Raw genomic sequence first — 12637 nt, 5'->3', positions numbered from 1 at the left:
GCGAGACGGCCAGGACGTCGCTGAGCTCGAAACTCTCCGTTCGAACCGGTGCGGTCGGCTTCCTTGGGCGCGGCCGATGGCGCAGCGTTGCAAGAGGCAAACATGGCTAAGCATGCCAATACCCCCAAGGGGCCGTCGCAGCGTCAGCTGTCGGTCGGCGAAAAGGTTCGCCACGCGCTGACCGAGGCGCTTCAGCGCGGCGATCTGCGCGATTCGCTTCTGGAGCGCGCCGTCGTGACCGTGTCGGAAGTGCGCATGTCGCCCGACCTCAAGCTCGCGACCGCCTACATCACGGTTCTCGGCCAAGCCGAGCTGAAGCCCTTCGTGGACGCCCTGAACGGCCACGCGAAATATCTGAGGGGGCGGCTTTCGCCGGCCCTTCGGCAGATGAAGTACATGCCCGAGGTTCGCTTCCGCGAGGACGACAGTTTCGACAATTACGCCCGGATCGACGCGCTTCTGCGCTCGCCCGACGTGATGCGAGACCTGGAGGAAACCGAGGGCCGGGACGATAACGAGGAAGAACGCTGATGGCACGGCGCGGCAAGAAGCCGAAGGGGCGCCCGATTTCGGGCTGGGTGATCTTCGACAAGCCGGTGGGCATGGGCTCCACCGAGGCGGTCGCCAAGATCAAGTGGTTGTATTTCGCGCAGAAGGCGGGTCACGCCGGAACGCTCGATCCGCTGGCGTCCGGCATGCTGCCGATCGCGCTGGGCGACGCCACCAAGACCGTTCCCTTCGTGATGGACGGTCGCAAGACCTATCGCTTTGCGGTGACCTGGGGTGCGGAAACCACGACCGACGACACGGAAGGCCCGGTGACGAACACGTCCGACCTGCGCCCGACGCGTGCCGAGGTGGAAGCTCGCCTGCCCGCCTATATCGGCGAGATTTCGCAGGTTCCCCCGGCCTTCTCCGCCATCAAGATCGATGGCGAGCGGGCCTATGATCTCGCCCGCGCCGGCGAGGCCGTGGAGATCGCAGCCCGCACCGTGACGGTCCACAAGCTGGACATCGTCTCGATGGACGAGACGACCACCGTGTTCGAGGCCGATTGCGGCAAGGGCACCTATGTCCGCTCGATCGCGCGCGATCTCGGCCGCGATCTCGGCTGCTTCGGCCATGTCACGGAACTGCGCCGCATCCGCGTCGGCGCGTTCGACGAAGACGATCTGATCACGCTGGACGACCTGATGGACGCCGCCGAGGACGGGCTGGAAGAGCTCGACCAGGAAGCGATCGATTCGGGTGCGCGCCCGCGCGTCGTGCGCTTCCAGGCGCTGGACGAGTTCGTGCTGGATGCTGCGACCGCGCTGTCGGACCTCTACGAAGTGGCGCTCAGCGACGATCAGGCGGGCCGCGTTCTGTCGGGCAATCCGGTGCTTCTGCGCGGGCGCGATGCGCCGGCCTTCTGCGAGGAAGCCTATGCGACCGGCCATGGCCGGCTCGTCGCGCTCGGCTCGATCGATCAGGGCGCCTTCCATCCCAAGCGCGTCTTCGGCGGGCGCGGCTGAACGCCGCCACGCCACGGAGGCAACCATGCTCCGCCCGGTCGCTTTAGAAGCGGCCGGGTTTTTTGTGGCCTGGGCTTTGGAAAGAGGGAACCGGGCATGAGAATCGACCCGCAGGCGCAGGCGGTGCTGGACGAGATCGCGGCCAGATCGAAAGGCCAGCCGATGCCGCGCAACGCAGTCGAAAAGCTGGCGCAGGCGCGCGCCGACACGGCCTCGCTCGCGCGCTTTTCGGCCCCGCCCCCTGCCGGCGTCGAGGTCGAGCACGGCGAAGCGCCAGGGCGGAGCGGACATACCATCCCGTTGCGCCTGTATTGCCCTTCCGGCGCGTCCCACGTGCTTCTGTGGTTTCACGGCGGCGGTGCGATCGCGGGCTCGCTCGACACCCACGAGGCCCCGCTCATGGCGCTCGCCGAGCGCACCGGGCGGATCGTCGTGTCGGTCGGCTACCGCCTCGCTCCCGAAGCGCGCTACCCCGCTCAACACGAAGACTGCTTCGACGCTGCGCGTTATGTCGCCGAGGGCGGTCTCGGCTTGCCAACTGAGAACTGGGCAATCGGCGGAGATTCGATCGGCGGTCTTTACGCGACGGCTACGGCCCATGCGCTGCGCGAGGAGGGCGTTCGCCCGCTGCCGCAGGCGCAGATCCTGCTCTACCCCAACACGGATCTTCGCGACACGCGCACCCATGCGTCACTGGAGGAGAACGAGGGGCGGATCATGACGCGCGCCTCGCTCCATTACGAAGCCGATCAATCCGTGCCGCGTCATGCCGACCGGCTGAAGCCCGACGTCTCGCCGCTCGTGGCGGACGATCTCGCCGGTCTGCCGCCCTGCTTCCTGGCCATCTGCGAGGCGGACCCGCTGCGCGACGAGGGCGACGCCTATGGCGACGCGCTGGAGACGGCGGGCGTGCCGCTGGAGCGCCGTCGCTATGCCGGCATGATCCATGCCTTCCTTCAGATGAACGGCCGGATCGATCGGGCCGGTCAACTCCTGGGCGATATCGCAGCCTTCCTGAAACCGCGTTGAACGCGTCCGACAGGCCTGCGGTTCGAGGACGGGCGCCGGGTGCCTGCCCGTCTTTATGGAGGAGAACCGCGCCGATGAATGAGGATCGGCGAGCCCTCGCGCCAATTCGAGGGCGGACGACAAACCGACCGCCGAGGCCTTTCGATAGGCCCTACAAACGCCCGCCGACCTCATCGAGATGGGCCAGCATATCGGCGGGGTCTTCATAGACGCGATAGGCGCCGGCGCGCTCCAGCTCGCCCGCGCCATAGCCGCCGCACAGAAGGCCGACGCCAAGGGCGCGGCAGCGCTGGGCGGCCAGCATGTCCCAGATGGAATCGCCCACCACCATGGCCGTTTCGATGGGGCGGTTCAGGCGCTCGGCGGCGGCCAGAAACAGATCGGGGTCGGGCTTGGCGTATTTGACGAGATCGCGCGTGATGACGGGAACCTCGTTCGGATCGACATCCAGCGCCGCGAGATTGTGAGCCGCCGTCTCCATCCTTCCGCTGGTCGCGATGGCCCATGCGATGCCGGCCTCGGTCAGCGTACGCAGCAACGCGCGCGCGCCGGGCAGGGGGCGGATGCGCGGCGCCTGCCGGCCATAGGCGTCGGCATGGCGATGGCGGAGGCGCTCCAGAAGCTCTGGGCTGATGTCGGTGTTGGTCTCGCGCAGGAGCTGGTTGGTGAAAAGCCCGCCGCTCATGCCGATCTTGCGATGGATGCGCCAGACCGACAGGTCGATGCCCTCGGCGTCCAGCGCCTCCTGCCAAGCGAGAACATGGTGATAGACGCTGTCCACCAGCGTTCCGTCGAGGTCGAAAAGGAAGGTCGGCTCGATCCGCATGGCAGGGCCTTTCGCTCGGGGGCTGGAGCCTCGCGGCAAGGTGAGGCGCGCGAGCCTAGTCCTGCCTCCATCCGCCCAAAGAAAGTGCGGGAGCGGGGCGGGTCAAGCGTCTGGCTGAGCTGGAAAAGTTGGACGGCCTCTCTTCGGCAGGAAGAGCCTGGAGAACGAGAGCGCTTTTCTCCACGCTCCGATGGCCGTCCCGCGCCCTTGCTGGTCCGCTCGAAGACGCCATTTCGCGTGATGTCGATGGGACCGACTTTTCATCGCGCGGAAAGGAATTTAGGAACGTGCGATCGCGCTCGGCGCCTGATGGGACATCGATGGTCAAGGACGTGTCACCCGGAGACTCGTTGGAGCCGAGCGAGCGCGAACGAGCTCGGCTTGCGGCGCTGGCCGCCTATGGCATTCTCGACACGCCGCCCGAAGAAGGGTTCGACGACATCGTTCTTCTGGCGCGCAGCCTGTGCAGCGCGCCCGTGGCGCTGGTCAGCCTCGTGGACCGGGACCGCCAATGGTTCAAGGCGCGCTCGGGGTTCGAGCCGCAGCAGACGCCGCTCAGCCAATCCGTCTGTATCCATGCGCTCGGCGGCGAAGGGCTGCTGGTCATTCCGGACCTGACGAAGGATGCGCGCACGGCGGCCAACACGCTGGTGACGCAGGACCCATTCCTGCGTTTCTATGCCGGCGCGCCCTTGATCACGCCATCGGGCGAAGTGCTCGGCTCGCTGTGCGTCATCGACCATGCGCCACGGCCCGAAGGCTTGCGCGAGGGCGAGGCGACAGCCCTTTTGGCGCTGGCCCGGCAGGTGATGAGCCAGATGGAACTGCGGCGGGCCGTGCAGGACCGGGATCGCGCGCTTCTGCAGAAGCGCCAGGGCGATCTTCGCCACCGGCAGATTCTGGACAGTGCGCTCGACCACGCGATCCTGTCGCTCGATCCGGGCGGCCGGATCACGGCCTGGAGTCGGGGGGCGGAGGCGCTCTGGGGTTGGGGTGAAGACGAGGCGTTGGGCCGGGAGGCCGATTTCGTCTTTCGCCAAGCCGGTCTGTCGCTCCCCATGCCCCCGATCTCCGTTGTTCTGGATGGCGCCAGCACGGGAGCCTTGTCGGAAGGCTGGCGTCAGCGCGCGGACGGCACCCGCTTCTTCGCCTCCAGTCGCATCACCCCGCTTCTGGACGATGGCGGGGTGCGCACAGGCTGGGTCGTCATCGTCAGCGAGCGGACGGTGGAGCGTCGGCGTGAGGATCGGCTGACGCTTCTGGCGGAAGCCTCCTCGGCGCTCCTGTCCAGCCAGGAGCCGAGCGAGACGCTGGCCTCGATTCTACGCGCCGGCGCGGGCACGATCGGCTTCGACGAATGCTACCTGTTCGAGGTGGCGGAGGACGGGTGCCATCTTCATCTGGCGCAGGGCATCGGCCTCGACCCTTCCTTACGCGAAAGCCTCAGCCATGTGCCGCGAGAGCGCCCGCTCTGCGGGATCGTGGCCGAGACGGGAGAGCCGCTCGTGCTGTCGGGCCTCTTGGGCGATGGCGAGCCGCGTCATGCGATCGCGCGCGAAGTCGGCTTCGACACCTATGCCGGCTTTCCGATCATCAGCAAGAAGCGGGTGCGCGGCGTCATCTCCTTCAGCCGGCGGGACGCTGCACCGTTCGACGCCGAAACGCTGGTTTTCTTCGCAACGCTCGCGCGCTTTGCCTCCGTGGTGCACGAGCGCATCGACGCCGAGCGCGAGCTGCGTGCGAGCGAAGCCAAATGGCGCGGCCTGTTCGAGGAGTTGAACGATGGTTTCGCGGTGGGGCGCATCGTGCGCGACGCGGGCGGCCGGATGTTGGATCTGCGCTACGAGGCGGTGAACCGCTCCTGGTGCCAGATGGCCGGCCGCCCGCCGGGCGAGGTGGCGGGCCGGACGCTGCGCCAGATCTTTCCCCAGTTCGCGGCCGAATGGATGCTGGATTTCGTGCGTGCCGAAGAGACCGGCAACGCCGCGCGGTTCACCCGCTCGATCGAAGCGCTCGGCCGCTCCTATGACGGCGTGATGCAGATCACGGAAGGTGACGGTTTCGCCATTCTCCTGACCGAGGTCACGCACCGGGCCAAGGCCGAGGCGCATCGCGACGCGCTCGCGCGGATCGGCGATCTCCTGCTTCTGGTCGAGGACGAAGCGGAGATGCTGGACTGTGTGACGGGGCTTCTCGGCCGCACGCTGGATGTCGCCGCCGTCGCCTATGCCCATCCATCGGACAATGGAACGGCCCTGCTCATTCTGCGCCAATGGCGACGGGAGGCGGAAGCGGGCGCCATCGAACCCCAGGGCGCTCTGGTCGGACCGGCGGCGCTGGAACGGCTCCGTCGAGGGGAGGGGCTGGTCTTCCAGGAGGCGGAGAGTGGCTCCACCATCGACCATCCGGTGATGGAGGACGGACGTCTGGCGGCGGTGCTGCATGTCGGCGATATCAGCGCGCGCCGCTGGAGCGAAGAGGAAATCGCCTTCGTGCGCGATGCGGCCACGCGCATTCGCGCTGCGCTGGAACGCCGGCGCGTGGAAAGCCTCTTGCGCGACAACGAGAAGCGCCTGTTGACCCTCGTCCAGACCATGCCGGTCGGCGTGCTTCTGGCCGAGGCGCGCAGCGGGCGGCTGATCGCCAGCAACCGGCGCATGGAGGATATTCTGGGCCGGCCGGTCGCCAGCATTCTGCCGGCGGCCGATCTCGGCTTCGTTGCCTTCGACGGCGAAGGTCTGAAGATCGGCGTCGAGCGCTTTCCGCTTTGGCGCATGTTGAACGGCGAGGCCGATCGCGCCACGCTTGAAGCGCATCTGGAACGCCCCGATGGCAGCCGGGTGTGGATCGAGTTCCTGGGCGAGGCCATCCATGATGCGACGGGGCGGCTGCGCGGCGCGGTTCTCTGCGCCACCGACATCGAAGACCGCAAGCGCGCCGAAGCGCAGCAGCGGGTTCTGGCGCGCGAGCTGTCGCACCGTTTGAAGAACACACTGGCCGTGGTGCAATCGATCGCCTCGCAGACGCTGCGTTCGGCGCCCGACATCGAGACCGCGCGCGGCACCCTGTCCCAGCGCATCCAGGCCCTGTCGAAGGCGCATGAGATTCTGCTGATCGGCCAGCGCGACGCCGGCTCAGTGGAAGCAATTCTGCGCAGCGCCCTGGAGATCCACGACGCGGCCGGGCAGATCGCGCTGTCCGGGCCCGACCTTTTCGTGGGCCCGAATGCCGCGCTGTCACTGGCGCTGATCACCCATGAACTGGCGACCAACGCGGTGAAATACGGCGCCTTGTCCGTCCCCGAAGGCCGCGTGGACGTCGTCTGGCGCAGGATCGCGGGCGATGAAACGCGCGAGCCGAGCTTCGAGCTGCTCTGGCGCGAGCGAGGCGGGCCGCCCGTCACGCCGCCCGCCCGAAAAGGCTTCGGCACGCGGCTCGTCGGCATCGGCCTGTCGCGCACCGGGCAGGGCCAAGTCGAACTCGACTATGATCCGGCCGGGCTTTGCTGCCGGATCACTACTGTCCTGTCCGAACTCGCCGCCGATCAGGAGATGTGAGGCATGAGCCAGCGTCTTCTTGCCGATCCGGCCGCAGCCGTCGTGCTGCGCATCTGTCGCTCGTCGCCGGGCTTCATTCCGATCGTTGCGCGTGGGCAGGTCTATCCCGTGCGCGAGAGCGATATCGGAAACTATCCCGTTCATTCAGACCTGTCGGTCGAGGATTTCGTTCTGGGGCTCGAAGCCCTGGGATGCCATTTCTTTCGCGACGGGATGGACGATGTTTGCGTGCGCGAGCCCGAAAGCTTCCGCTCTCCCGTTTGGGCCACGCGCGCCCGGCAAATCCAGGCCTTGATGACCGATACGTGGGAGGGGCGCCGCACCGCCCTGTCGGATTATCTGCACGAGCAGGATGGGCTATCCGACGCAGATTGAAAGGGTGGCGTTCAATGGCGGACAGCCTCGCGCCTACGACGCAGGCTACGCGTCCCGGTCGCCAAGGCCAGCTCGCGCCATACGATCGCTGGCCAATGCAGCGCCGCCGGAAAATCAAACTGATCCGCCGGTGTTCGATTTCGAAGATGGAGAAGAGCGGGCTTCCCGGACTTGTCCGGTGAATTGGTGCCCAGGAAAGGACTCGAACCTTCACGCCTCGCGGCACACGGACCTGAACCGTGCGCGTCTACCAATTCCGCCACCTGGGCACGGGCGGACCAATAGGGGGCGGGCTTCGTGCTGTCAATCGTCTTTGCGACAGATCGGTGAAAGGACGTGCAGCTTGCGATGAGCCGGGCAGTGATGCCGCAGGGCAGCGGGTTTTGCGTCCTGTCTTCTTTTCCGATTCACGCATTGCCGCTAAAGCAGTTCGCGACAGATGAGCGAGGCGCGGACGAGGCTCCGGCTCCCCCTGAAGCGAGGCTATGCGGTCATGGAAGTCGATACGAAGAAGCAGATCACGGTGTTCGGGGGATCCGGCTTCCTCGGACGCTATGTCGTCCACGCGCTCGCCAAGCGCGGGCATCGCATCCGCGTCGCGTGCCGCCGCCCGGATCTCGCCTATCATCTCCAGATCGCCGGCCGTCTTGGCCAGATTCAAGCCGTGCAGGCCAATCTGCGCTATCCCTGGTCGATCGACCGTGTGGTCGAAGGCTCCGACCATGTCGTGAATCTGGTCGGCATTCTCGCGGAAGTCGGCAAACAGAACTTCACGCAGCTTCAGGCCGAAGGCGCGGGCCATATCGCGCAAGCCGCCGCCAAGCGCGGCATCGGCATGGTGCAGATGTCGGCGATCGGCGCGGATGCGCAGTCGCGCTCCGAATATGCGCGCACCAAGGCCGAGGGCGAAGCGCGCGTCTTCGCCGCGCGGCCGGACGCCGTGGTGCTGCGGCCCTCCATCATCTTCGGTGCGGAAGACCAGTTCTTCAACCGCTTCGCCAACATGGCGCGCCTGTCGCCCTTCCTGCCGCTGATCGGCGGTGGCAAGACGCTGTTCCAGCCGGTCTTCGTCAACGATGTCGCGGTGGCCGTGGCCGATGCGGTGGACGGTCTCGTGCCGGGCGGCAAGGTCTATGAGCTGGGCGGGCCGAATGTCCTGTCCTACCGCCAGATGATGGAGGAGATGCTGCGCATCATCGAGCGCCGCCGCCGCTTCATCGACCTATCGTTCAGCACTGCCGCTTCGCTGGCCAAGACGCTCGGCAAGCTGCCCGGCGCGCCGCTCACCACCGATCAGGTCGAGCAGCTCCAGCACGACAATATCGTCTCGGACGCTGCCAAGCGCGAAGGACGCACCTTCGAGGCTTTCGGCATCGCGCCGACCACGCTCGACGCCGTGCTGCCGAGCTATCTCGTGCGCTTCCGGCCGCAGGGCCAGTTCTCCAAGCCCCAGCCCCATGACGACCGTCCGGCCGAAGACGAGTCGTTGCCGGGCGACAAGGGCGTCGCCAAGGCTTGAGGTCCGGCGAAGAAAGTCGCGGATATGAAAAAAAGGAGGGCGGGAGCCCTCCTTTTTTGTGGGTCAATGGTGACGAGGCTTAGCGCAGCGCCAGGAGGACGCCGATGCCGACCGAGCCGACGACGATGCGCCACCAAGCGAAGGGAGCGAAACCGTAGCGCGAGACGAAGGCGAGGAGCGAGCGCACGACCACCAGCGCCGACAGGAAGGCCATGACGAAGCCGACGCCGATCGTCACGGCATCGGCCGAGTTCAGCGACTTGTAGTTCTTGAGAAGATCGAAGGCGAAGGCGCCCGCCATGGTGGGCATCGCGAGGAAGAACGAGAATTCGGCCGCCGAGCGTTTGTCCGTGCCGAGTAGGAGCGCGCCCGCGATGGTCGAGCCCGAGCGCGAGGTGCCGGGAATCATGGCAAGGCACTGGAACAGGCCGATCTTCAGGCAGAGCGACAGCGGATAGGATTCGATGTCCGTGTAGCGCGGCTGGCTGGGAATACGATCGATGATCAAAAGCGCGATGCCGCCGAGCAGCAGCGCCACGCAGATCACCATCGGCGTTTCGAACAAAACCTCCTTGATGAAATCATGCGCGATCACGCCGATCACCACGGCGGGCAGGAAGGCGACCAGAATGCCGGTGATGAAATGGCGCGAGCGCGGCGAGGAGGGCAGGGTCGTGACGAGATGCCAGAGCTTGCCAAAATACACCGAGAGAACGGCGAGCACGGCGCCCAATTGAATGAGCACTTCGAATGTATTGCCGGTGGACTTGAAGCCCATCAAATCTCGGGCGAGAATCAGATGCCCTGTCGAGGACACGGGGATGAATTCGGTCAAGCCTTCGATCACGCCGAGGATCATGGCTTCGAAAATCTGGATAGTGTCCATCAAGGGTCCTGAAAGGCGGTCTGCAAGGCAGCGGCTGGGCCGGAATTCCGTCTGGGCGGGGCGGTCGGCAGGGCGCGCGACGAAGCTTTCGGCGCGATGACACCGCATCCCCCGTCTTGCGCATTCGAACGATTCGATTATGTGCTCGCCAAGATGCGGATCGCAACGATCCTTCACGATCCGCCAACGATTTCAGCCGTAGGGTTGCAGCCTTGCGGCGGTGCCGTCGTCCTTTTGGTCCGATCTGCCCGGAAGCATCGAGTTCCTCACCCTTCATGTTGACCCTCCATCATCATCCCATGTCCGCCGCCTCCCGCTTCGTTCGGCTGATTCTCGGCGAGTACGGCGAGCGCGCGGAGCTGGTGGACGAGCGTCCCTGGGAGCGGCGGCCGGAATTCCTGGCGCTGAACCCGGCGGCGACCGTGCCCGTTCTCGTCGAAGACAGCGGCCCCGGTATCGTCGGCGGCATGGTCGCGGCCGAATATCTCGATGAGACGCGCGGCGCGTTTCAGCGCGAGCGCCGGCTGCTCGCCGAAAAGCCCGCCGAGCGCGCCGAGATCCGCCGGCTGACCGAATGGTTTCTCGGCAAGATGGATTCGGAAGTGACGCGCTATCTCGTGCGCGAGCGCATCTTCAAGCTGGAGATGCGCGCCAACGAGGGCGGCGGGTCGCCCGACGCCTCGGCGATACGGGCCGCCCGCGCGAATCTGAAGAATCACATGCGCTATATCGGCTGGCTGGCGGAAAGCCGGAACTGGCTGTCCGGCCCCAAGCTCTCCTATGCCGATCTTGCCGCCGCCTCGGCGGTCTCGATTCTCGACTATCTCGGCGAAGTCTCCTGGGAAGAAGAGCCGGCGGCCAAGGACTGGTACATGCGCATGAAGTCGCGGCCCGCCTTCCGGCCTTTCCTGGCCGAGCGCGTCCGCGGTCTGCCGCCCGCCGCCCATTATCCCGAACTCGACTTCTGACGCGTCGCAGAGGTTCGAAGCGCCTCCAGCGGATGACGATGATCTTCCCGCCTTGGCAAGGCGGGGCACTGGGAGCGTGACGCCCTTCGGGTGAGGTCGCGTTCAGGTCCGACGCTCTCGTTACGGGTTTTGCCCGCTGCCCATTCGGCGCGCGATCGCCTATATCGACGCCATGGCCGATCCGCTTTCCCTTTCCGCGCTCAGGCGCTTTCTGGACGAGGACGCACGCCGCCTGGGCTTCTCCTCGCTCGGCGTCGCGCCGGCCTTCGATGAGGGCGTGAGCGGCGCGCGGTTGGAGGCTTTCATCGCGTCGGGCTTCCACGGGACGATGGGCTGGCTGCCCGAGACGGCCGAGCGCCGCCGCTCCGTCAACGCGCTCTGGCCGGAAGCGCGCGCCGTCATCGTGTTGGGGCTGAATTACGGGCCGGACGAGAACCCACTCGATCTGCTTCAGCGACCCGATCGCGGGGCGATCTCCGTGTATGCGCGGCACCGCGACTATCACGACGTCATCAAAGGCAAGCTGAAGGAACTGGCGGGCCGCCTCGTCGCCCGCGCGGGCGTGCAAGCGGATGGGCAGCCGCATGACGTGAAGGTCTTCGTGGACACTGCCCCGCTCATGGAAAAGCCACTGGGGCAGGCCGCCGGCCTCGGCTGGCAGGGCAAGCACACCAATCTCGTTTCGCGCACTTTCGGGTCCTGGCTGTTCTTGGGATCGATCGCGACCACCATTCCCCTGGAGCCCGACCGGGCGGGGCAGGATCTCTGCGGCTCCTGCCGCGCCTGTCAGGATGCCTGCCCGACGCAGGCCTTCCCTGAGCCCTACCGGCTCGATGCCCGCCGCTGCATCTCCTATCTCACCATCGAGACGCGCCGCCCGATCCCGCGCGAGTTTCGCGCCGCCATGGGCAATCGCATCTATGGTTGCGACGATTGCCTGGCCGTCTGCCCCTGGAACAAGTTCGCCCAAGAGGCTTCGGAGGCCAAGCTGCGGGCGCGCGAGGACTTGAAGGCTCCGTCGCTCGCCAGCCTTCTGGCGCTGGACGATGCCGGCTTTCGCGCGCTCTTCGCTGGCTCCCCGGTGAAGCGGATCGGGCGGGACAAATTCGTGTCCAACTGCCTGATCGCGGCCGGCAATAGTGGCGACCTTGCGTTCGTGCCGCTCGTGACCCCGCATTTGAGCGATGCCGCTCCGCTGGTACGTGCCATGGCCGTCTGGGCGCTCGGCCAGTTGGGCGCGCCCGACCTCGCCTCCATGCGCAAGGCGGCGCTGGCGCACGAGGACGACCCGCTCGTGCGCGAGGAATGGGCCGCCACGATCGCGCTCCCGTCCGACATCTTTTCACCCGCCTCTTCCGGAGACCTCACTCGATGATGCCAGCCGCCTCGACCCAGCCGCTCCGCGCCCGCCCCACGCGGCTCTTCGTCTTCGGCTGCGGCTATAGCGCCAAGCGGTTCGTGGAAGGGCTGGCGCGCGAGGACGTGTCGGGCGTCACCACCCGCTCGCCCGACAAGTCCCGGCATTTCGCAAGCGCGGGTCTGGTGCCCTTTCTGTTCGACGGCACGGGGCCGGGGGAGGGGATCGATGCCGTTTTGGCCGAGACGACGCATCTTCTCATCTCGATCGCGCCCGGCCCCGAGGGCGATCCGGTGCTGCGCCATCATGGCGACGCGATCCGCTCGATGATGCCGGAGCTCGAATGGATCGGCTATCTGTCGACCGTCGGCGTTTATGGCGACCATGGCGGGGCGTGGGTGGATGAGACGACGCAGCTTCGCCCGGTCTCGCAGCGCTCGCGCGAGCGCGTCGAGGCCGAGGCGCTGTCTCTTATCCACCTCTGACGCTGCCGACGCTCTGCTCTGTATATGTCTTCGTGGGTGCCTGATCATTTACAATATATACATCAACAAGATCTAATCTATGAATCGAATACCACCGGTGTGAGAAAGAAATACCGTATAA

The 12637-nt window shown here is 66.4% G+C and carries 11 protein-coding genes and 1 tRNA gene; 9 read left to right on the top strand and 3 right to left on the bottom strand.

The genetic code is table 11. The features are described from left to right. The first annotated feature begins 102 nt into the window (after positions 1-102). The 3 genes from rbfA to NS365_RS19725 all read left to right on the top strand — a co-directional run bounded on the left by rbfA (position 103) and on the right by NS365_RS19725 (position 2543). Complete coding sequence (rbfA, locus tag NS365_RS19735) at positions 103-531, top strand: 30S ribosome-binding factor RbfA (RefSeq protein WP_058602019.1); 429 nt, start codon at positions 103-105, stop codon at positions 529-531. After that, positions 531-1514, top strand: coding sequence for a tRNA pseudouridine(55) synthase TruB (gene truB / locus NS365_RS19730; protein ID WP_058602018.1), 984 nt, complete (start codon positions 531-533; stop codon positions 1512-1514). Before rbfA ends, truB begins: the two co-directional genes overlap by 1 nt. A gap of 96 nt (positions 1515-1610) precedes the next feature. Continuing rightward, positions 1611-2543: an alpha/beta hydrolase gene (locus tag NS365_RS19725; protein ID WP_058602017.1), complete on the top strand. Its 933-nt coding sequence runs from the start codon at positions 1611-1613 to the stop codon at positions 2541-2543. Between the two features lie 151 nt (positions 2544-2694). On the opposite strand, the gene NS365_RS19720 is transcribed toward NS365_RS19725, so the two are convergent. Beyond that, positions 2695-3369: an HAD family hydrolase gene (locus NS365_RS19720; protein WP_058602016.1), complete on the bottom strand. Its 675-nt coding sequence runs from the start codon at positions 3367-3369 to the stop codon at positions 2695-2697. 320 nt (positions 3370-3689) lie between these two features. Between NS365_RS19720 and NS365_RS19715 the strand changes: the two genes are divergently transcribed. Beyond that, positions 3690-6926 (top strand): GAF domain-containing protein, encoded by a 3237-nt coding sequence (locus tag NS365_RS19715; RefSeq protein ID WP_193753489.1) that lies wholly within the window; start codon positions 3690-3692, stop codon positions 6924-6926. 3 nt (positions 6927-6929) lie between these two features. Continuing rightward, the gene (locus NS365_RS19710; RefSeq protein WP_058602014.1) at positions 6930-7301 is read left to right on the top strand and encodes a hypothetical protein; all 372 of its coding nucleotides are present in this window, start codon (positions 6930-6932) and stop codon (positions 7299-7301) included. Positions 7302-7485: 184 nt separating this feature from the next. Here NS365_RS19710 and NS365_RS19705 read toward each other — a convergent pair. Next, positions 7486-7570: transfer RNA gene (locus NS365_RS19705), tRNA-Leu, on the bottom strand. 224 nt (positions 7571-7794) lie between these two features. On the opposite strand from NS365_RS19705, the gene NS365_RS19700 reads away from it, so the two are divergent. Next, on the top strand, positions 7795-8820 hold the full coding sequence (locus NS365_RS19700; RefSeq protein ID WP_058602013.1) for a complex I NDUFA9 subunit family protein: 1026 nt from the start codon (positions 7795-7797) through the stop codon (positions 8818-8820). Positions 8821-8899: 79 nt separating this feature from the next. Here the strand turns inward: NS365_RS19700 and NS365_RS19695 are convergent, their stop codons facing one another. Next, positions 8900-9706, bottom strand: coding sequence for an undecaprenyl-diphosphate phosphatase (locus tag NS365_RS19695; protein WP_058602050.1), 807 nt, complete (start codon positions 9704-9706; stop codon positions 8900-8902). Positions 9707-9981: 275 nt separating this feature from the next. Here NS365_RS19695 and NS365_RS19690 point away from each other — a divergent pair, with 275 nt between their 5' ends. From NS365_RS19690 to NS365_RS19680, 3 genes are all read left to right on the top strand, one after another. Beyond that, entirely contained in the window at positions 9982-10674 is a 693-nt protein-coding gene (locus NS365_RS19690) for a glutathione S-transferase family protein (protein WP_058602012.1), read from the top strand. 172 nt (positions 10675-10846) lie between these two features. Further along, complete coding sequence (queG, locus tag NS365_RS19685) at positions 10847-12049, top strand: tRNA epoxyqueuosine(34) reductase QueG (RefSeq protein WP_058602011.1); 1203 nt, start codon at positions 10847-10849, stop codon at positions 12047-12049. Continuing rightward, positions 12046-12516, top strand: coding sequence for a hypothetical protein (locus tag NS365_RS19680; RefSeq protein WP_058602010.1), 471 nt, complete (start codon positions 12046-12048; stop codon positions 12514-12516). Before queG ends, NS365_RS19680 begins: the two co-directional genes overlap by 4 nt. Positions 12517-12637: the final 121 nt, after the last annotated feature.

Source organism: Aureimonas ureilytica (assembly GCF_001475935.1).
Classification (GTDB): Bacteria; Pseudomonadota; Alphaproteobacteria; order Rhizobiales; family Rhizobiaceae; genus Aureimonas; species Aureimonas ureilytica_A.
Note: the sequence above shows the minus strand (reverse complement) of the source record. Positions and strands in the feature narration are given on the sequence as shown.